The organism is Streptomyces fuscichromogenes (genome assembly GCF_014645815.1).
Classification (GTDB): domain Bacteria; phylum Actinomycetota; class Actinomycetes; order Streptomycetales; family Streptomycetaceae; genus Streptomyces; species Streptomyces fuscichromogenes.
Genome location: NZ_BMML01000004.1, coordinates 408236 through 428953, shown reverse-complemented (window position 1 = coordinate 428953; position 20718 = coordinate 408236). Strand labels below are relative to the sequence as shown.

At 74.0% G+C, this 20718-nt stretch carries 17 protein-coding genes; 10 read left to right on the top strand and 7 right to left on the bottom strand.

Translation table 11 applies throughout. From position 1 onward, the window contains the following. Nucleotides 1–8 precede the first annotated feature (8 nt). From IEZ11_RS11315 to IEZ11_RS11290, 6 genes are all read left to right on the top strand, one after another. Entirely contained in the window at nt 9–704 is a 696-nt protein-coding gene (locus tag IEZ11_RS11315) for a peptidyl-tRNA hydrolase (RefSeq protein ID WP_229712952.1), read from the top strand. Nucleotides 705–818: 114 nt separating this feature from the next. Then, nucleotides 819–1610, top strand: coding sequence for a DUF4142 domain-containing protein (locus IEZ11_RS11310; protein WP_189262534.1), 792 nt, complete (start codon nt 819–821; stop codon nt 1608–1610). A 123-nt stretch (nt 1611–1733) separates the two neighbouring features. After that, entirely contained in the window at nt 1734–3029 is a 1296-nt protein-coding gene (locus tag IEZ11_RS11305) for an MbnB/TglH/ChrH family RiPP precursor modification enzyme (protein ID WP_189262533.1), read from the top strand. A gap of 259 nt (nt 3030–3288) precedes the next feature. Continuing rightward, entirely contained in the window at nt 3289–4080 is a 792-nt protein-coding gene (locus IEZ11_RS11300; protein ID WP_189262532.1) for a DUF4142 domain-containing protein, read from the top strand. Between the two features lie 96 nt (nt 4081–4176). After that, the gene (locus IEZ11_RS11295) at nt 4177–4956 is read left to right on the top strand and encodes a TIGR04222 domain-containing membrane protein (RefSeq protein WP_189262531.1); all 780 of its coding nucleotides are present in this window, start codon (nt 4177–4179) and stop codon (nt 4954–4956) included. A gap of 154 nt (nt 4957–5110) precedes the next feature. Then, nucleotides 5111–6751, top strand: coding sequence for an alpha/beta hydrolase (locus IEZ11_RS11290; RefSeq protein WP_189262530.1), 1641 nt, complete (start codon nt 5111–5113; stop codon nt 6749–6751). A 7-nt stretch (nt 6752–6758) separates the two neighbouring features. On the opposite strand, the gene hemQ is transcribed toward IEZ11_RS11290, so the two are convergent. Continuing rightward, nucleotides 6759–7490 (bottom strand): hydrogen peroxide-dependent heme synthase, encoded by a 732-nt coding sequence (gene hemQ / locus IEZ11_RS11285; RefSeq protein WP_189262529.1) that lies wholly within the window; start codon nt 7488–7490, stop codon nt 6759–6761. 5 nt (nt 7491–7495) lie between these two features. Further along, a complete protein-coding gene (hemG, locus tag IEZ11_RS11280) occupies nt 7496–9058 on the bottom strand; it encodes a protoporphyrinogen oxidase (protein ID WP_189262528.1) in 1563 nt (520 codons plus the stop codon). 155 nt (nt 9059–9213) lie between these two features. On the opposite strand from hemG, the gene IEZ11_RS11275 reads away from it, so the two are divergent. Next, entirely contained in the window at nt 9214–10107 is an 894-nt protein-coding gene (locus tag IEZ11_RS11275; RefSeq protein ID WP_189262527.1) for a DUF4349 domain-containing protein, read from the top strand. A 37-nt stretch (nt 10108–10144) separates the two neighbouring features. Continuing rightward, entirely contained in the window at nt 10145–11530 is a 1386-nt protein-coding gene (locus tag IEZ11_RS11270; protein ID WP_189262526.1) for an FAD-dependent oxidoreductase, read from the top strand. A gap of 103 nt (nt 11531–11633) precedes the next feature. Here IEZ11_RS11270 and IEZ11_RS11265 read toward each other — a convergent pair whose 3' ends face one another. Next, on the bottom strand, nt 11634–11936 hold the full coding sequence (locus IEZ11_RS11265; RefSeq protein ID WP_189262525.1) for a hypothetical protein: 303 nt from the start codon (nt 11934–11936) through the stop codon (nt 11634–11636). 118 nt (nt 11937–12054) lie between these two features. Here IEZ11_RS11265 and IEZ11_RS11260 point away from each other — a divergent pair, with 118 nt between their 5' ends. Further along, the gene (locus tag IEZ11_RS11260; RefSeq protein ID WP_189262524.1) at nt 12055–12879 is read left to right on the top strand and encodes a rhomboid family intramembrane serine protease; all 825 of its coding nucleotides are present in this window, start codon (nt 12055–12057) and stop codon (nt 12877–12879) included. A gap of 51 nt (nt 12880–12930) precedes the next feature. Here IEZ11_RS11260 and IEZ11_RS11255 read toward each other — a convergent pair whose 3' ends face one another. From IEZ11_RS11255 to hemE, 4 genes are all read right to left on the bottom strand, one after another. Continuing rightward, nucleotides 12931–14220 (bottom strand): KAP family P-loop NTPase fold protein, encoded by a 1290-nt coding sequence (locus tag IEZ11_RS11255; protein ID WP_189262523.1) that lies wholly within the window; start codon nt 14218–14220, stop codon nt 12931–12933. Nucleotides 14221–14258: 38 nt separating this feature from the next. Continuing rightward, nucleotides 14259–16655, bottom strand: a complete 2397-nt coding sequence (gene fxsT / locus IEZ11_RS51900; protein ID WP_189262522.1) for an FxSxx-COOH system tetratricopeptide repeat protein — start codon at nt 16653–16655, stop codon at nt 14259–14261. Nucleotides 16656–16660: 5 nt separating this feature from the next. Then, the gene (locus tag IEZ11_RS11245) at nt 16661–18604 is read right to left on the bottom strand and encodes a VMAP-C domain-containing protein (RefSeq protein WP_189262521.1); all 1944 of its coding nucleotides are present in this window, start codon (nt 18602–18604) and stop codon (nt 16661–16663) included. Between the two features lie 148 nt (nt 18605–18752). Then, on the bottom strand, nt 18753–19820 hold the full coding sequence (gene hemE, locus IEZ11_RS11240; RefSeq protein WP_189262520.1) for a uroporphyrinogen decarboxylase: 1068 nt from the start codon (nt 19818–19820) through the stop codon (nt 18753–18755). A 108-nt stretch (nt 19821–19928) separates the two neighbouring features. On the opposite strand from hemE, the gene IEZ11_RS11235 reads away from it, so the two are divergent. Beyond that, nucleotides 19929–20615: a DUF3000 domain-containing protein gene (locus IEZ11_RS11235; RefSeq protein ID WP_189262519.1), complete on the top strand. Its 687-nt coding sequence runs from the start codon at nt 19929–19931 to the stop codon at nt 20613–20615. Nucleotides 20616–20718 lie beyond the last annotated feature (103 nt).

The window sequence follows — 20718 nt, the reverse complement described above, 5'->3', positions numbered from 1 at the left end:
TTGGTGCGGTGAGCGCTCCCTTCCAGGTCTCGGCGAACAGCCGGGACGAAGCACCCCAGTTCGTACTGCCTCTCGTCGTGCGCATGGAGAAGTCTGCTCCCCCGGCCCGCACCGACGCACTCGAAACGGCCGCTCGGGCCGTCCTGACCATGCTCAGCGACCCGCGGGCCCTCGGCGACGGGGAGTGGGCCGAGGCCGTCCGGGACTGGGAGGACGCGCGGATCCGCAAGGTGGTGCGACGGGCGCGGGGCGCCGAGTGGCGGCGGGCCGGGGAGCTGCCCGGGATCACCCTCACGGGGAAGTCCGCCGAGGTACGGGTGTTCCCGCCGGTTCCCCTGGACGGGTGGCCCAGGGAGCTGGCCAAGTTGCAGGTGTCCGGGACCGAGTTGGACGATCCGGAGCCGCCGGTGGGCGCCGACCGGTCGGCGCCGGTGCTGTGGCTGAACCCGGAGTTGGAGATGTCGGCCGGCAAGGCGATGGCGCAGACCGGACACGGGGCCCAACTGGCCTGGTGGGCACTGCCGGAGGAGGAACGGGACGCCTGGCGCGACGCCGGTTTCCCGCTCACCGTGCGGACCGCCGACCCGGCCGAGTGGCCTGAACTGACGGGCAGCGGGCTGCCGTTGGTACGGGACGCCGGGTTCACCGAGATCGCCCCGGGCAGCTGCACGGTGGTCGCGGATCATCCCGCGCTCCGCGGCTAGTGCTCCGAGCTGGGGTTTTTTACCGCCCGTTGGAAACTTTGCCGTTTGTTTGAACAGCGCCGCCGCCCCGCCCGTACGTCCTGGCACAGAACCAGCGACACGGGGAGGCCTCCCTTGCGGCGTTTCAACGGTACGGCCCTGATCATGGCGGCCCTCGCCACCACGCTCGGCGCGCTCGCCTACCCCGTGTGGTCGTACGCCGACCGCTCCGGGACCGGACAGGCAAATCTCGCGGCGGGAACCGTGGCCACCCAGTGGGGCCCGCTGTCCGCCTCCGACCGCGATCTGATCGTGCGGGTCCGGCTGGCCGGGCTGTGGGAGCTGCCGGCCGGCCAGCAGGCGGTCCAGCGGGCGCCGAGCTCGGCGATCAAGGAGGCCGGCGACCATCTCATCGTCGGCCACACGGACCTCGACAAACGGGTCCGGATCGTCGCGGCGCAGCTGGGCGTCGAGCTGCCCAACGTGCCGAACGAGCAGCAGCAGGGCTGGCTCGACGAGATGTCCGCGGCGACCGGCGCGGAGTACGAGTACAAGTTCGTGAACCTGCTGCGGGCCGCGCACGGCAAGATCTTCCCGGCGGTCGGGGCGGTCCGGAACTCCACGCGCAACAGCCTCGTGCGGCAGCTCGCCTCCGACACCAACCAGACCGTGCTCGACCACATCACGATCCTGGAGAAGACCGGCAAGGTCGACTTCGAGGCCATCGCCGACGAGGTCGCCGGCGCGGCCACGGCCAGCCCGACCGGTCCGGCGATACCGGCGCCCGGCGTGGTGGTGCCCTCCGCGCCCGCCGCCCAGGCCAGCGGCAACGTCCGGACCACGTCCAGGCCCTCCCCCGGCGCTCCGGGCACGGTGAACACCGGGCGCCCGGACCCGTCGGACTCGCTCGGCGTACTCGGGGGCTGACCGAAGAGCTCCCCGGAGCGCGGCCGCGAACCTCAAATGTTGCTCTGAAGCGGCAGGCAACGAGGTTCACGGACGCGCTCCGGGGCCATACCCCCCTCACTCGGTGCAGAAGGGGGGCGGACCATGACCGTCGAGCGGCTGGGAACGGGCATCGGCTGGCGGCCGGAGATCGCGGACGCCGTGGAGCGCATGCCGGGCATCGACTGGGTCGAGGTCGTGGCCGAGAACACCTGCCCGGGTCACCTCCCCGAGTCGTTGCGGCGGCTGCGCGAGCGGGGCGTGACGGTCGTACCGCACGGCGTCTCGCTGGGGCTCGGCGGCGCGGACCGTCCGGACGAGGACCGGCTCACCGCACTCGCCGAGCGGGTCGCGGCGCTGGGCTCGCCGCTGGTCACCGAGCACATCGCGTTCGTCCGCGCGGGCGGTCCGCGGACGGCGTCGCCCGTCCTGGAGGCGGGCCATCTGCTCCCCGTCCCCCGCACCCGGGACGCCCTCGACGTGCTCTGCGAGAACGTCCGTGTCGCCCAGGCCGCGCTGCCCGTGCCGCTCGCCGTCGAGAACATCGCCGCGCTGATCGCCTGGCCGGGCGAGGAGATGACCGAGGGGCAGTTCCTGTACGACCTCGCGGACCGCACCGGGGTACGGCTGCTGATCGACGTGGCGAACCTGCACACCAACCACGTCAACCGGGGCGAGGACCCGGCCGAGGCGCTCGCCGACCTGCCCGTCGAGGCCATCGCCTACGTCCATGTCGCGGGCGGCTTCGAGCGGGACGGCGTCTGGCACGACAGCCACGCCCACCCGGTGCCCCCGGCGGTCCTCGCCGTCCTGACCGGCCTCGCGTCCCGGGTGGCGCCGCCGGGTGTGCTGCTGGAGCGGGACGAGAACTTCCCGGAACCGGCCGAGCTGGAGCGGGAGCTGGCGGCGATCCGGGCGGCCGTGGCGGCGGGGGCCGGGGGCACGGTGGCCCGTGGCGGGCGCCGGGAGCCCTCGCCCGCGGCGACCGCGCCGGAGGTCTGCGACGCCGCCCGGCAGCGGGTCGGGCTCGCGCAGGCCGCGATGCTGTCGTCGCTGGTCGCGGGGACGCCGGTGCCGGAGGGGTTCGACCGGGTGCGGATGGGGGTGCAGGCACGGTCGCTGGCCGCCAAGCGGGCGGACGTGGTGGCGAAGGTGGCACCGGAGCTGCCGGGGATCCTGGGGGACGGCTATCGGGCGGCGTTCCTGGCGTACGCGCTGGAGCGGCCGTTGACGGGGGGCTACCGGCGGGACGCGCTGGAGTTCGCGGGGGTGCTGCTGCGGGAGGGGCGGGTGCGGGACGCGGATTCCCGGCGGCGGCTGGAGAGGTGGTGGCTGGAGCGGGCGGGGGCGACGGCACCTCGGCGGTCACTGGCGCGGAGGGTGCTGCTGCGGCGCGGGTAGTGGCCGGGGGGTGGGGACGCTCACCGGCGCTTGCCGGGTGCCGCCGCGCCCACCCTACCCCACTCTCGGCTTCGCTCGAGCGGGGGGACCCCCATCGCCCTGCGGCACGCCTGCCCGCGGCTACGACGTGCCCCGTGAGGGGCGCGGGGAACTGCGCGGCCGACCCCCCACCGGGCCTCGGCCGAACAACCGTCCGGAACCGCTCGGTACTATGCCAACCCCGCACGGCGAAGCCCCACCGTGCGGTGCAGGAGGCATCATGCGCGCGCGACCCCGACACCCCGTCCAGGGACGAGGCATGTTCAGCGGTACGTCGCTGATCATCGTCTGCCTCGCGGCGACCCTCGCCGCCCTGGTGTTCCCGATCTGGTCGTACGCCGACCGTTCGGACCCGACCGGCTCGGTGAACGTGCTCAGCGCCCAGACCGTGACGACGGCGTACGGCCCGCTGTCCGCGCAGGACCGGGACTTCATCGTCAAGGTCCGGCTCGCCGGGCTCTGGGAGCTGCCGGCCGGCGAGCTGGCGGAGCAGAAGGGCACCACGGCGGCCGTACGGACGGCCGGACAGCACCTCGTCGACGGGCACACCTCGCTCGACGCCCACGTCCGCACCGTCGCCGCCCAGCTCGGCGTGCCGATCCCCAACGCGCCCAACGCCCAGCAGCAGCAGTGGCTCGCCACCCTGAACGCCGCGCAGGGGCAGGACTTCGACCGGGAGTTCGCGAACATCGTGCGGCTGGCCCACGGCCGGGTCTTCACGGTGGTCGCCCAGGTCCGCGCCGCGACCCAGAACACCCTGGTCCGCGATCTCGCCGACGACGCCAACAGCACCGTCCTGGACCACATCAAGGTCCTGGAGGCCACGGGCTACGTCGACTTCGCCACGCTCGCGCAGCAGTTGGCCGTCACGCCCTCCCCCGTGGCCTCGCCGCCGGTCGTCGCCCCCGCCGACGCGACCCCGGTCGGCGCCGCCCCGGCACCGTCGCCGTCCTCGACGTACCCGCTGCCGCCCGCCACCGCGGCCCCGGAGCCGACGTCCCAGAACCCCTGACCTGCACGGGAAACGGAACGTCACATACCCACAACACTCGGTCCGGAATGTGAACAGGGCATGGCGGTGGCCAGGCCGCAGGCATAGAAACGTGTCATGTTCTGGGTCCTTCTCCTGCTCCTGGCCTGGGCCGTCACCGGCACCGCCTGCACCCGGCTGTGCCTGGCCGCCGTACGGACGGCGGCCGTCGACGCGGACGCGGCCCGGGGGCACGATCTGACGCTGTACGAGGCCGCGTTCCTGTCCGGCGGCCCCGCCCGGGTCGCCGACCTGACGATGGTGTCCATGGCCCGGCAACGGCGGCTGCTGCTCGCCCACACCGGCTGGGCGACCGTCGTGGACCCGCGGGGGCGGGACGAGATGGAGCGGTCGGTGATAGGGGCCATCGGGCCCGGCGGACAGTCCCGGATAGCACCGGTGCGCTCGGCGGCGGCCGACACGGACGCCGTGCGCAGCCTGGGCGAGGGGCTGGTGCGGGCGGGGCTCGCGGTGCCGGACGCGGCGGCCCGGACGACGGTCGCCTCCGGTGTCCGGCAGGTCCGGGCCGCCGCGCTGGCGGTCCTCGGGCTCGGCGTCGCCGCGCTCACCCTGCCCGCCCCGACCGAGCTGCCGCGCGACCTGGTCGCCGTCTGGTTCGCGCTGCCCCTCACCCTGGCGCTGAGCTGTCTGGCGATCGCGAGGGTCGAGGCGCACCCGTACTCGCGGTGGGCCTCCCCCGCGGGCCTGCGACTGCTGGGCGCGGTGCAGCGGGGGGCGAACCGCGCGGCCGACGACCACTCGCTGCTGGCCTCCGTCGCGGTACGCGGCATCCGGGCGATCGGCGAGCCGGAGCTGCGTGCGGCCTTCGCACACCGGGACCAGCTCCCGCGGGAGTGAGCGGGGGCGCATAGGGGGATCGGGCGCCGACACCGGCCCATGGTGCTTGCGTTCGCCGACCACCGGTCGAAATATCCCTTTTATTGCTGCCGTGCAGTCGCTGCGGCGCCGTTGCCGCCACGCCACCGCAGCCGTGCACCGAAGGGATACGCCATTGAGAGCCCCCGTCCTGTACTCGGCCGCCGGGTCCCTGATCCTGACCACTCTGGCCGCCGCCCCGGCCGGGAGCGCCCCCCGCGTCCCGGACTCCGCGGCGGCCGAACTGCGCGGTACCGCCGTGGCCGCCGCGCGGGCGCGCGCGGCGGGCATCGACTTCGGCCGATGCGCCACCGACCTGGAGGCGCCGGACACCTTCCGGTGCGGCACGGTGAGCGTCCCGCTGGACTACGCGCACCCGGACGGCAAGCAGATCAGACTGACCGTCAGCCGGGTGACGGCCACCCACAAGGACCCGCACAACAGCAAGCGCAAGGTGCCCCGGCAGGGCGTCCTGGTCTACAACCCGGGCGGCCCCGGCGCCTCCGGCATGCTCTTCCCGATGATCGGCGTGCTGCCCGAGTGGAAGCGCATCGCCGCCGCCTACGACCTGGTCGGCTACGCCCCGCGCGGCGTCGACCGCTCCGCCCCGCTGTCCTGCGTGAACCCCAAGCAGTTCTTCAAGGCGCCGTCGCAGTCGCCGACGCACCCCTCCGAGTCGTACAAGAAGGCCCGGATCAAGGAGGCGAAGGCGTACGCGCAGGGCTGTCTCAAGCGCTCCGGGAGCAGGCTCCGCCACTACACCTCGCTCAACAACGCCCGTGACCTGGACGTGCTGCGCGCGGCGCTCGGCGAGGACCGGCTGACCTTCATGGGCGCCTCGTACGGCACCTACTTCGGCGCGCTGTACGCGACCCTGTTCCCCTCGCACGTGCGGCGGATGGTGCTGGACTCGGCGGTGAACCCGGACCCGGAGCGGATCTGGTACCGGGACAACCTGGAGCAGTCGGCCGCGTTCGAGGGCCGCTGGGCGGACTTCCGGGACTGGATCGCCAAGCACGACGACGTGTACGGGCTGGGCGACACGGCCGCGAAGGTGCAGGCGAGTTACGACAAGGCGGTCCGGCGGCTGACCAAGAAGGCGGCCGGCGGAAAGGTCGGGCCGGGGCAGCTGCAGGGCGCGTTCCTGTCGGCCGGGTACTACGACGACTACTGGCCCAGCCGGGCGGAGGCGCTGTCGAAGTTCCTGAAGGGGGACGCCAAGCCCCTGGTCCGGCTGGCGGCACCGGCGGCGGAGACGGCCGCCGAGGCGGAGAACGGCACCGCGGTCTACACGGCCGTCGAGTGCAACGACGCCCCCTGGCCGAGGGACTTCGCCACCTGGGACCGGGACAACACCCGGCTGGCCCGCGTGGCGCCCTTCGAGACCTGGGACAACGCCTTCATGAACCTGCCGTGCGCCTACTGGCCGGTCCCCCGGCAGAAGGCCCTCGACGTGCGCACGGGCCCCGGCGAGCTGCCGCCGACGCTCATCCTCCAGGCCGAGCGGGACGCGGCCACGCCGTACGCGGGCGCGCTGGAGATGAACCGGCGGCTGGCCGACTCGGTGCTGGTGACCGAGCGGGACGCGGGCACGCACGGCATCGGCGGCGGCCCCAACAAGTGCGTGAACGGCTACCTGGAGGCCTACCTGCTGGAGGGCCGGCTCCCGGACCGGCACGCCTCCTGCGCGGGCCACGCCGAGCCGAAGCCGACGGCCGACCATGCCCGGCGGAAGAACCTGCGCGACTCCCTGAAGGGCAAGGCCGACCACCGCTGACGACCGGTCAGGCGAGGCCCGCGACCAGCTCGGCCACCGACTTACGGCGCCCGGTGTAGAAGGGGACCTCCTCGCGGACGTGCATCCGGGCCTCGGAGGCACGCAGGTGGCGCATGAGGTCGACGATGCGGTACAGCTCGTCGGCCTCGAAGGCCAGCAGCCACTCGTAGTCGCCGAGCGAGAACGAGGCGACCGTGTTGGCCCGCACGTCCGGGTAGCCGCGGGCCATCTTGCCGTGGTCGGCGAGCATCCGGCGGCGGTCCTCGTCGGGCAGCAGGTACCAGTCGTACGACCGCACGAACGGGTACACGCTGACGTAGTTGCGCGGGGTCTCGTCGGCGAGGAAGGCCGGGATGTGCGAGCGGTTGAACTCGGCGGGGCGGTGCAGCGCCATGTTCGACCAGACCGGCGTGAGGGCGCGGCCGAGCCTGGTGCGGCGGAAGAGGTTGTACGCCTCCTGCAGCTGGTCGCTGGTCTCCGCGTGCCACCAGATCATCAGGTCGGCGTCGGCGCGCAGCCCGGAGACGTCGTAGGTGCCGCGGACGGTCACGTCCTTGGCGGCGAGCTGGTCGAACAGCTCCTGGACCTCGTCGGCGTAGCCCGCGCGGTCCTCGGGCAGCACGTCCTTCAGCCTGAAGACCGACCACAGGGTGTAGCGGATGACCTCGTTGAGGTCCTTGGCCAGCTTGCCCTTGTTCGGGACCCTGCCGGACTCGGTGGTGGGGGCGTCGTCACTCATGGTCCCTATTCTCCCGCTCCGCCGTGCAGGCTCTGCACCGGGTCGGCCGTCAGCTCCTCGACGCCGCCGAGGTCGCCCGCCAGCTGGTCCACCGCCGCGTACGCGCTCGCGATGCAGGCGGGGATGCCCACCCCGTCGTACTGCGCGCCGCAGACCGCGAGGCCCGGCAGCTTGCCGACGTGTTCGCGGACGCGGGCCACGCGCGCGTGGTGGCCGACCGGGTACTGGGGCAGGCCGTCGGTCCAGCGGGTGACGCGGGTGGCGACGGGGGCCGCGGCCAGGCCGGTGGCCGCGCGCAGGTCGTGCCGGGAGACGTCGACGAGGCCGGCGTCCTCGCGGCCGAGGACGGCGGTCTCGCCGTACCGGCCGACCGAGGTGCGCAGGACGACGACGTCCGGGTTCTCGTCGGCGATCCAGCCCCACTTCTGGGAGGCGAAGGTGGACGCCTTGATGGTGCGGCCGTCGACGGGCGGCACCAGGAAGCCGCTGCCCTCGGGCAGGGCGAGGTCGGCGCGGCGGTAGGCGAGGGTGATCAGGGCCATCGAGGCGTACTCGACGGCGGCCAGTTCGGCCGCGGCGGCGGGCACCTCGGCGCGCAGGAGGGTGGCGGCGGCGGGCGCCGGAACGGCCGCGACCACCGCGTCGGCATGCAGCACCCGGTCCCCGGCGACCACCCGCCAGACGGTGCGCGAGCCGTCCGCGGCCACGGGCCCGGAACCGACGTCGGCCGGGCCGGCGGCCGTGGTCGAGGGGCCGGGTCCGGCGGCGGGCCGGGAGCCGTCGTGGTCGGCCGCGGCCGGGACCCTGCGCAGCTCCGTCACGGGCGTGCCGGTGACGATCTCGCCGCCGCGGGCCCGCACCGACTCGGCCACCGCGAGCGGCAGGGTGCCGACGCCGCCCTCGATGCCCATGAAGACCGGCCCGGTCTGCGGGCCGGCGGCCGCCTTGGCCTGGATCTCGCGGACGGCCTCGGTCAGCGAGTCATGGGTCCGGGCTGCCTGATAGAGCTGCGGGACCGCCGAACGCAGCGAGATCCGGTACGCGTCGCCCGCGTAGACCCCGCCGAGCAGGGGTTCCACCAAGCGGTCGACGACCTCCCGGCCCAGCCGGGCGGCCACGTACTCCCCCACCGCCACGTCGTCGCCGACCTCGGTGCGGGGCAGGTCGGCGTCGCGCTCGATGCGGGCGAGGCCCTCCTCGGACAGCACCCCGGACAGCGCGGCGGCGGTGCCGGGGACGCCCATGACATGGCCCTTGGGCATCGGCCGCAGGGCACCCCGGGTCCAGATCGACGCGGTGGCGGTGGCCGGCGGCCGCAGCCGGTCGGCGAGACCCGCCTCGCGGGCCAGGGTGACCGCCTCGGGCCGGCGGGCCAGCATCGACTCGGCGCCCAGGTCGACGCGGACACCCGCGATCTCGCCGGGCAGCAGCTTGCCGCCGACTCTCTCCGAGGCCTCCAGCACGGTCACGCGCGAGCCGCGCTCCAGCAGCCGGTGCGCCGCGGCCAGCCCCGCGATCCCGGCCCCGATGACGACGACATGCCCCGTGCCCGTACCCGTTGCGCTCATGGACCCCACTCTCTCAGACCCCGCTGACGCCCCCGCCCGGACCCGGTGACCGGCACGCGTCCGGTCCGTGACCGCATCGGGACCGGCGCCGTCGAACGTCCCGTCCCGCCCCGGCGTCGAAGGAGCGTCCGTCATCACGACCCTCGGGGGGAACCATGCGACATCCCGTACGACCCGCCCTCGCCGGCATCCTGCTCGCCGCCGCGCTCGTCCTCACCGGATGCAGTGCGAGCGGCACGTCCGCCGGCAGTACCGCCGGCGACGCCAAGGCGGGCGCGAACGGCGCGGTCCGGGAGGCGGCGGGCTCGGCAGGCGCCAAGGACACCGGCAGCGGGGCCGGCCGGACGGCACCCGACCTCACGGTGAACCGGATCATCCGCACCGCCTCCCTGACCGTGCAGGTCAAGGACGTGCCCAAGGCCCTGGACGACGCCCGCACCACCGCCGAGAACGCCGGGGGCTATGTCGGCGACGAGACCACCACCCGGGACTCCCGGGGCCAGGAGCGGACCCGGGTGGTCCTGCGCGTGCCGACCGAGAAGTACGACGAGGTGCTCACCGGTCTCCAGGGCGCGGGCAGACTGCTCGACCGCACCGCGAAGGCGCAGGACGTCACCGACCAGGTGGTGGACGTGGACAGCCGGATCAAGTCGCAGCGGGCCAGCGTGGCCCGGGTCCGCGAGCTGATGGACCGGGCGGCCAAGCTCGGTGACGTGGTGACCCTGGAAGGGGAGTTGAGCAGCCGGGAGGCCGATCTGGAGGCGCTGCTCGCCCGGCAGGCGTCGTTGAAGGACCGCACCAGCCTGGCCACCATCACCCTGTCGCTCACCCGAACGCCGGTGAAGCAGGCGGCCGCGAAGGACGACTCCCCGGGGTTCGTGGACGCCCTGTCCGGCGGCTGGCACGTCTTCGTCACGATGCTGCGCTGGATCGCCCTGGCCGTGGGCGCGGCCCTGCCGTTCGCGGCACTGGCGGCCCTGGGGGCGCTGCTGTGGTGGAAGCTCGTGCGCAGGCGGCGTACCCCCGCCCGGCCCGGCGGCGAGACCTGAGCGAGCCCGAAATGCCCGCGCCCCGTAGCGTGTTCGCATGAGCATGAACGGTGGGCGGGAACGACTGGTCGTGATCGGCGGTGACGCCGCGGGCATGTCCGCGGCGTCCCAGGCGCGTCGGCTGCGGGGACCGGACGAGTTGGAGATCGTGGCCTTCGAGCGCGGCCACTTCACCTCCTACTCGGCGTGCGGCATCCCGTACTGGGTCGGCGGGGACGTCGAGGAGCGGGACCGGCTGATCGCGCGGTCGCCCGAGGAGCACCGGGCGCGCGAGATCGACCTGCGGATGCGTACCGAGGTCATGGAGATCGACGTGGCCGGGAAGCGGGTACGCGCGCGTGACGTCGATTCCGGCGCCGAGTCCTGGACGTCGTACGACAGACTCGTCATCGGGACCGGTGCCCGCCCGATCCGCCCGGACATGCCGGGCGCGGACGCGCCGGGGGTGCACGGTGTGCAGACCCTGGACGACGGCCAGGCCCTCCTCGACACGCTGGCACGCACGCGTGGCCGGCGGGCCGTGGTGGTCGGCGCCGGTTACATCGGCGTGGAGATGGCCGAGGCGATGATCAACCGAGGCTACCGGGTGACGGTCGTCAACCGCGGCAGCGAGCCGATGTCCACGCTCGACCCGGACATGGGCCGCCTGGTGCACAAGGCCATGCAGGGCCTCGGCATCACCATGGTCAACGACACCGAGGTGACCGAGGTGCGCACCGGCGAGGACGGCAGGGTGCGCGCGGTGGCCACGCCGGACGCCGAGTACCCGGCGGACGTGGTGGTCCTCGGCATCGGGGTCCGGCCCGAGACCCGCCTGGCCGCCGCCGCGGGCCTGCCGCTGGGCGGGCGCGGCGGCCTGCTGACCGACCTCGCGATGCGGGTGCGCGGCCACGAGGACATCTGGGCGGGCGGCGACTGCGTGGAGGTCCTGAACCTGGTCTCGGGCCAGGAGCAGTACATCCCGCTGGGCACCCACGCCAACAAGCACGGCCAGGTCATCGGCACCAACGTGGGCGGCGGTTACGCCACGTTCCCGGGTGTCGTCGGCACCGCGGTGAGCAAGGTCTGCGACCTGGAGATCGCGCGCACCGGTCTGCGCGAGAAGGACGCCCTGCGGGCGGGCCTCCGGTTCGAGACGGTGACCATCGAGTCCACGAGCCGCGCCGGCTACTACCCCGGCGCGAGTCCCATGACGGTCAAGATGCTCGCGGAACGCCGGACCGGCCGCCTGCTCGGCGTCCAGATCGTGGGGCGGGAGGGCGCGGGCAAGCGCGTCGACATCGCGGCGGTCGCCCTGACGGCGGAGATGACGGTGGAACAGATGACGGCCCTGGACCTGGGCTACGCCCCGCCGTTCTCACCGGTGTGGGACCCGGTACTGGTGGCGGCGAGGAAGGCGGCGACAAAGGTGCGAGCTTTCTGAGGGGCGCCGAGGTCACCAACTCAGGGGCGCGGGGCGTAGTCGATGTGCGGCTCCGCCGCGGGGCGCGACCAGACCCCCACGCACCCGCACTCCGCAACGCGCCCTAAGCCGTCCCGCTGATCCGCGGCAACGAAGTCACCCCGGCCCCACCCGGCACAGCCGCGGCAGCAGGCTGCTCGGTCCCCGGCCGCGCATGCGCCGCCCCCGGCCGGGTCGACCGCAGCCGGTTGCTCACGGCCTCGTCCAGCGTCACCGGCCGCTGCATCTGAGCCGCCAGCCGCCCGGCCTCCTGACCGAGCCGTGCCACGTCCTCCCAGGGGAGCCGCACGACGAGGGAGATCTCCGCCTCACCGTCGGGCAGGGCCTGCATGGGAGGGAACGCCTGAGGAGCAACCCGCTCGTTCATTGCCTGTCCTTACGTCGCCTGTGCCTGAAGTCGGTTTCACAGACATACGTGCGCGACCGGTACGACGTTCATATGAACGCTCCGCTTCGGGGCTCCGCTCCCTGGGCACTACTTCCCTGTGGTCATCCCTGTTCATGACGTGAACCCGGTGCGTCGCACGCCGTACGTGACGTACGCGCTGATCGCCGCGAACGTGCTCGTCTTCCTGTTCACGCCCGGCATAGCCGACTCCGTGGCCGGCGGCAGCGATCTGGCCCAGCTGTGTCATCTGCAGGCCTTCATGGACCACTACGCGGCCGTCCCCCGGGAACTGATCCACCATCAGATGCCGCAGACGGTACCGACCGGCCAGGTCGGCCTCGGCCGGAACGGCCCCGGCTGCGTGGTCGGCCCGCCCGGCTACGACAAGTCGCCGGCGCTGTCGGTCCTGACGGCGATGTTCCTGCACGGCAGCTGGCTGCACCTGCTGGGCAACATGCTGTTCCTGCTGATCTTCGGCAACAACGTCGAGGACCGGATGGGCCACATCCGGTACCTCCTCTTCTACGTGGTCTGCGGCTACGCGGCCGGCTACGGCTTCGCGCTCGTCAACGCCTCCTCGGGCGACCCGCTGATCGGCGCGTCCGGCGCGATCGCCGGCGTCCTGGGCGCGTATCTCGTCCTCTACCCGACGGCCAGGGTCTGGGTGCTGGTCCCGTTCCTGGTCTTCCTGCCGCTGCGGCTGCCGGCCTGGCTGGTGCTGGGCTTCTGGTTCGTGCTCCAGGCCGTGTACTCGTCCGGCGAGGGCGTCTCCGACGCCGGGACCGTGGCATACGCGGCGCACGTCGTCGGCTTCCTCGCGGGCATGGTGCTCGCCTGGCCGCTCAAACGGGGCACACCTCCGCCGCCGGAGCCGCGCGGCCTGCTGTTCGGCAGGCAGGCCCGGCCCCGGCACAGCTGGTGAGGGCGGCCCGGTCCGCCCGCCGGCCGGGGCGCCCGGGCCGGCCGGGGCGCCTCAGCCGTCCGTCGAGCCGAGGTCGTCGGGGCCGGCCGTGGCCCGCAGGGTGCTGATCATCGAGCGGACCGTCTCGGCGGAGGGCGCCGGCACGGCCTCGGCCCCGCCCGCGGCGAGCAGCCCCTCAAGGGCCCGGTCTCCGCGGAAGGGCGCCAGCTCGTCGGGCAGTTCGCTCCGGTAGCGGTCGCGCTCGCGGGAGTCGGCCGCGTCCCCCATGCGCCGGAAGTAGGTCGCCAGCCGTTCCCAGGACGTGGGATCCGCCGCCAGCACGTGGAAGAACTCACGGTGCCGGCTGCGGATCACCAGGAGCGCCGCCAGCTGCAGGTGGAAGACCGGGCCCGGCGCGGTACTCCCGGACTGGGCGATGCTCACCTCCAGCGCCATGTTGAAGACGTTCACGAACCGCTTCAGCCGCCGCGGGTTGGCGCCCAGGCCGCGCTGGAGCAGCCGCCAGAAGGCGGGGCCGTCGACCTGCCGGTGGACCCAGGGCGCGAAGGCCGTGCGCAGGGTGTCGAACCCGACGTCCGGGAGGAAGAACGGCAGTTGGACGATCTTGTCGAGATAGGCCAGCCCGGACACCACTTCGGCGGGCGCGTCGCGGAACGCGTCGCCGAACTTGTTGGTGGCGACGGCGGCCAGCACGTCCAGGTCCAGGGCGAGCACGAACACGCACTGGGACTCGCCGAGGAACAGCTTGAGCGACTCCAGCACGGTCATCGCCGAGTCCGGGGTGCAGCGGTCCAGGTCGTCGACGAAGACCACCAGCCGTCCCTCGGCGCCCACGAACTCCCTGACGGCGTCCCGGAAGTCGTTCTCGAACCGGTTGATCTGCCGGTACTGCTCGGCATCGCCCCTGGACAGTTCGGTGAGCAGGGAGTCCACGTCACCGCCCTTGATCACGCCGCCGGTGGCCACCGTGGCGGCCGTGCCGAGCCCGGCCCGCACCGAGAGCCAGGTGGCGGCCTTGGCGAGCCGCAGGGCCTTCTCCTTCAGCCCCTCCTCGCCCTCCATCTCGGCCAGGATCGTGTGCAGCAGCGCCGCCCACACCTCGACCTTGCGGTCGTACTTCCAGGGGTTGAACCAGATGGTGCGCACGTCCCGGTCCTTCAGCCGCCGCTCCCACAGCCGCAGGAAGCTGGACTTCCCGGTACCCCAGGAGCCGAACACGCCGACGGTGAGCGGCAGTGGCTCCGCCTGTTCGACGGCGCCGTGCAGCACGTCCACGTAGGGCTCGAAGCGGAAGGCGTCGTCGGCGAAGTCGAGGATGGGGTTGTCGGTCAGCGGACGCAAGGCGGCTCCTTCGGTCGTACGCGGTGGTTCGCGGTGGTTCAGGGATCGCTGGACGGTGGGCCGGCATGGGCGCGCAGGACGGCGACGGACGGGTCGTCGGCGCCGAAGCGACCGCTCCAGACCTTGAGCGCGGCACGGGCCAGCCCGCCCGCGGCCCTGGTGTCACCGACCGCCGCATGATGCTCGATCACCGCGGTGACCAGGCGGTACGCGGCGGCGGGCGGCACCCGCAGGGCGGCGGGCAGGTCCAGCCGACGGGCGATCTCGGTCATCCGGACGCGGCCGGAGGGGGTGGCGGGATCGGCGGGCAGCGCCGCCGCGAGCAGACGGAGCACGGCCTCCTGGGCGGTCCGGTACTCGTTGGGTGTCATCACCACACCGCGCATCACCATCTGGAGGGCGGGGTGCACCTCGACCGGTCCGCCCTGCACCTCGACGGTGGCCAGGTCCTCGTCCGAGAGCCGCAGCAGGGCCAGATGGAGGGCGTACTTGTCGTGCAGCACACCGCCGTCGCCGGTGGCCGGCGTCGGCTCGGTCGCGGCGGACAGCAGTCCGTACGAGACGGGGCCGGTACCGAGGCAGCTGAGCACCCTGAGCAGTTCGGCGGCGGCGCCGTCCGCGTCGGCGAGCTCCGCCACGGCCCGCTGCCAGACGGCGGCGAGCTTCACGTCGTAGTCGGGGAGGCCGTAGTTCAGCAGCAGACTGGCGCAGAGCCGGTCGAAGCCGTCGAGGTGCTCGGTCACGTCGAGGGGGCCCTTGGACAGGGAGCGGCCCAGGTGGATGAGGAGGGGCGGCAGACTGCCGGCCCGCTCGGCGACCGCGGACCCCTGGTCGTCGGTGAGCCAGGGCGCCCGGGCGCGCAGCAGGGCGAGGCTCTCCTCGCGGCTCAGCGGGGCGACGCGCAGCGGGTGTGCCGTCTCCTCGGTCCAGCTGACATGGCGGCTGGTGATCAGGATGTGACCGGCGCCGAGCGGAAGCAGGGAGGTGAGCCCGGCCGGCGGGTCTGCGTTGTCCAGGACGAGCAGCCAGCCGCGGTCGACGCGGCCGGAGCGCAGCCGGTCCAGGACGCCGTCCACCGGTGCGAGGCCGTCGGGTCCCGGCGGGACCGACAGTTCGTCGCCGAGCCGGGCCAGCGAGAGGGCCAGGTTCCGGGCGTCGCGGGCCTGGCTCCACCAGACGAAGTCGTACGCGCCGCGGTGGCGGTGGGCGTACTCCAGCGCGGCCTGGGTCTTGCCGACGCCGGCGATGCCGTGCAGCACGCACAGGCCGTCGCCGCCGGGGCGGCGCAGGGTCGCGCCGATGGTGTCCAGCAGTTCCCCGCGGCCGACGAAGCGGGAGTTGCGGGCGGGCAGCGCCGAGCGGACCACCCGCAGGTCGGGGCCGTCACGCCGGGTGGGCGGGGCGGGCCGGACGGGTTCCTCGCGCAGGGCGGACGACGGGGCCCGGCGCATGTTGCGGGCCCAGGCGGCCGGCGGCAGTAACTCCACGGCGAGATCCAGGGCCCGACGCATGTCGGAGCGGGTCAGTCCCTCGGCGAGCAGCTCCGCCGCCCCGTCGAGCAGGACGAAGGCGTGCTGTCCGTCGAGGTCCCGGTCACGGTCGGGCGCACGGACCAGCAGACCGCTGTGGAAGACCTCCGGGACGGCCTCGTCCGCCTCCGGCAGCAGGCCGCGCCGGACGGCGTGCAGCAGGTCGAGGGTGACGAGCGGGGCGACCGCCAGCAGAGCGGCGAGCCGGACCGCCGCGGGACCGGCGACGTCCCGCAGCGTCTGGACGAGGTCGGCCGGTTCGGTCCGCGGGACGGGCGTGGCGAACCCGTCCGAGGTGCCGGGGCCCGGCGTGGGTATCCCGTCGCCCTCGTACCAGTCGGTCGTGGGAGCGGCCACCAGGCGGGCCCAGGCCTCGACGGACCGGCTGTCCGCCGGGTCCAGCACGGGTACGGCGCCCGGCGCGTGGAGTCCGGCCGCCTCCTCCAGGCTGCCCGGCCGAAGTCCGCACTCCAGCCAGGCCGTCGGGGTGGCGGGGCGGGCCGCCCGCCACCGGAACGGGGCGATGGGCGCCCGCACGCGGTGCCGCAGCGACGGAGGCAACGGCTGGAGTACGGCGGTCGCGCTGGTCCGGCACCAGTGGTCGAGCAGGACGGCCGCGCGGCCGTCCTGCCAGGCGTCCTCCACACAGTTGCTGACCAGCAGCACGACCTGTCCCCCGGGCCGGGGCACACCGGTGTCCGCGGTCGACGGCTCGCCCGCCGCGGAGGTGTCCACGGTCCGGACCCGGAGCTCCTGGAACGGTGCCCGGCCCAGCGCCGCCCGCAGGTCGTCGACGGTCCGGGTCCACAGCTCCATCGAGGGCGCCCGGTCCAGCACGAGGTCCACGGTGAGGTGCGGAGTGTTCTCGAAGGGGCGCAGTGCGCGCACGAGCGTGCTCGGGTCCACCGGTCTCACCCGCTGTCGGGGGAGACGAGCGGGTCGTACCTCGGCAGCGGCCGCTCCGGGTCGGCGAAGAGCAGGCTCACCCGCTCGCCGGTGCCGGTCCTGCTCTGGCGGATCCGCCAGGACCGGACCGCGTCCGGGATCATGTCCAGCGGCGCCGTGCGGGCCAGTGCGGTCAGCGCCTCCTGCGTCGCGGGCGAGGCGTCGCGCGACCAGATCAGCACCGGCACCCCTTGGAGGAGGCAGGCGGCGACCACGTCCCCGGTGGGCCGGAACGTCAGTCCGACGGCGTCCAGCAGCAGGGCCCGGCCGTCGGCGCCGTCCACCCAGCGCGGCTCGCGCCGGGCGGGCGGGGTCTCCCTCAGCCGCCGCCACCGGGCGTGCCTCCGGCCGTGCAGGTCGACACGGTCCTCCAGTTCGGCGGCCCGGACGACGACGGTGCGGTGCGTGCCGAGCGGCCGCGGTACGACATTGTCACCGGTGTCCAGTTCCTCGACCGGGAGGTCCAGCAGCCGGTACGGCAGCACGAACTCGACCTGGCCGGCGGGGTCGCCGGGGGCGGCGGGGTCGCCGGGGGCGGCTCTCTCGTGTCCCTCGAAGGCGCGCAGCGCTTCCGCGAACGCGGACATCAGTCGCCCGTGCGGGACCTGGTCGTGGGTCCACAGCATCGTGGTGCCGTCCGCCGCCCGGACCGACGCCGTCACGCCGTAGGTGTCCGGCCCCCAGAGGAGGGGTTCCACCCTGATGACGAGGACCGGCGTCGCGGTCGCCGGGGCCGGCTGCCCTGCCCTGCCCAGCCGGGCCGCCACCGACCGCTGCCAGGTGTCCAGTCCCGCGCCGGCCTCCCCCGGCACCGAGTCGGCGAGCCGCGAGACGAACTCCAGCAGGTCGGGCGACCGGCCGGGCGGGGCGCCCCGGTTCTCCAGGTCCCGCACCCGCTCCAGCAGGGCGACGCCACCGGCCAGTTCCGGACGGGCTAGCAGCCCTTGCAGGGTGCGGCGCTCGTGGGCGAGGAGCAGCGACGGCGCCGCGACCTTGTCCACCAGGGTCGCGAACGTCTCCACCTCCGAGCTGCCCGGGTCGAACACCCGCAGCACCTCGACCAGCAGCCGCAGGTCCTCCGGGCGGCGGGTGAACTGTCCCACCAGGTCCAGGGCCCGGAACCGGGCGGTGGCGCCCGGCACCAAGGCGACCCCGGGGACCTCGTGCCGCAGTTCCCGGGCGAGCAGTTCGAACGCCGGCCGGTCGTGCATCACGGGGACGGCCAGCAGCGCCTCCACCAGTTCGCCCCGCTCGCGCAGGGTGAGTCCGGCATCGGGCGGGCGGTCCGGACCCGAAGGGCCCGTGCCGGGGACGAGAATCCGGTCCACGGCCGCCGACAGCGGCAGGAAGCGGCCGGCGCGGCGCGCCGTGCGGCCGTCGTCCTGGACGGCGGTCAGGAGGCCGACCACGGCGCCCTTGTCGTCGACCACGGGGCTGCCGCTGCTGCGCGGTCGCGGTGCCTGCCCCGGGAAGGTCAGCAGCCCCCAGCCGTCCGGCTCGTCCGGTCCGGGCAGGGCCTCGACGACGGCGGGCAGCACCGCGTCCGGAGTGAACAGCCGGACCCGGCCGGCGATCCGGGCCCGGTCGGCCGGCGGCGTCGGGACGGGCTGGGCGTCCAGCCCCAGCATCGCGAAGTCGCCGGAGAAGTCCCGCAGCGGCATCCAGCCACCGGGCACCACCTGGGCGGGCACCGGTTCCTCGGTACCGTGCCGCACCACCCACAACGGGCCCCGTGGGCCGTTCTCGCTGTACTTGCTGACGCCCAGGGCGGCGGTCACCACATGGGCGCAGGTCAGCACGAGACCCCGGGCGAACAGGAAACCGGCGCCGGCCGGCCGGCCGCCGTCGCCCTGGACACGGACCAGCCAGGGCTCGTGGTCCGCTGCCTCCCCCGTCGGCTCCCCCGCCACGGTGCCCCCTCCCCCGTTGGCGAAGATTATGCGGCCGGGGACGGGGCCGCGTCATCAGAACGGCGGGAACAGAACGGCGGGAAGACGACGTCAGGACCAGAACGGCGGGAAGCAGGACGTCGGGAACAGGGCGTCGGGAAGGGGTTCGCTAGCGGGCGGTCTCGGTGTGGACAAACTCGGCGAGCCGGGTCAGCGCGTCCGGGTCCGTGGACGGCATCACGCCGTGGCCCAGGTTGAAGACATGCCCTTCGAGACCGGCGGCCGCGTCGAGCACCTCGCGCGCCTTGGTCTCCACCGCTTCCTTGCCCGCGAACAGGACGGTCGGGTCGAAGTTGCCCTGGAGCGCCTTGCCGGGGCCGACGCGCCGGGCCGCCTCGTCCAGCGGGACCCGCCAGTCGACGCCGACGACGTCCGCGCCGGCCTCGCCCATGAGCCTCAGCAGCTCGCCGGTGCCGACGCCGAAGTGGATGCGCGGGACGCCGTACCCGGCGACGGCGTCGAAGACCTTCGCGGAGGCGTGCAGCACCGAGCGGCGGTAGTCGGCGGGGGCCAGCGCCCCGGCCCAGGAGTCGAAGAGCTGGACGGCGGAGGCGCCTGCCTCGATCTGCACCTTGAGGAACGCGGCCGTGATGTCGGCGAGACGGTCGAGCAGGTCGGCCCAGAGCTCCGGGTCGCCGTACATCATCGCCTTGGCGTTCTCGTAGGTGCGCGAGGGGCCGCCCTCGACGAGGTAGCTCGCGAGGGTGAACGGGGCGCCGGCGAAGCCGATCAGCGGGGTCGCGCCGAGCTCGGCGGTGAGCAGGCCGACCGCCTCGGTGACGTACCAGACGTCCTCGGGGGTGAGGTCGCGGAGCTGGGCGAGGTCGGCGCGGGTGCGGATCGGGTGCGCGACGACCGGGCCGACGCCGGGCTTGATGTCGAGGTCGACGCCGATGGCCTTGAGCGGGACGACGATGTCGCTGAAGTAGATCGCCGCGTCCACGTTGTGCCGGCGCACGGGCTGGAGGGTGATCTCGGCGACCAGTTCGGGCCGCGTGCACGACTCCAGCATGGGGATGCCCTCGCGCACCTTGTGGTACTCCGGCAGCGAGCGCCCGGCCTGGCGCATGAACCACACGGGGGTGTGCGGCACGGGTTCACGCCTGCACGCCTTGAGGAAGGCGCTGTCGTACGTCGCTGTCGGCTGCTGGCCCGCGGGGCTTCCGTTCGCACTCACGACGGCAAGTCTCGCACGCCCCCGGAGCCCTCACGGCCGCGCCCTTCGCCTCAGCCTTAGGTGGTGTCCTCCCTGCGCGAAGGCGTCGTTCCCCTTACTCTTCCCCGCATGGCTGCGGCTCAGGGACGACTGTCGGACGGCGCTGGCGGGACCGGCGAAGGGAAGGACACCGGGGAGGACGAAGGACATACCGGGAGTACTGCGCCACCGGTACCGCCGGCCTTCCGGGCCGCGGTCGACGCGCTGCGCAACGCCCGGCCGCGACCGCAGGTCGAGGTGGAGCCGACGCCCGCCCCGCAGCGTCTCGCCCCGTTCGCGTACGCCGTGGAGGCGGCGGTGGTCGAGGACGACCAGGATCTCGCCGACGGGCGCCTCGTGCTGCTGCACGACCCGGCCGGGCACGACGCCTGGCGCGGCACGTTCCGGCTGGTCACCCTGGTGCGCGCGGAGCTGGAGCCGGAGATGGCGGCCGATCCGCTGCTGCCGGAGGTCTGCTGGGCCTGGCTGACCGGCGCCCTCCAGGCCCGCGGCCTGTCGTACGGCGAGCCGAGCGGGACGGTGACCCGCGCCAGTTCGCACTACTTCGGCGGGCTGTCCGCGCGCCCCGCCGCCTCGCAGATCGAGATCCGGGCCTCCTGGACGCCCCGGGAGGGCCGCACCGGCGCCCCGGACACCGCGGCCCACCTGGCCTCCTGGTGCGACCTGCTGGCACAGGTGGCGGGCCTGCCGCCGGCCGCCGCCGGGGACGCCTCGGTGGTCACGCTGCCGCAGCGCCGCGACCCGCAGGCGCGCTGAACCCGCTCCGCCGTCGGTCGTCCCGCCGCTCGGGGACCCGTCCACCCGGGTCCCGTCGACTCACCCTTCGTTGACCATCTCTTTGTCGATACGGCCACTTTCT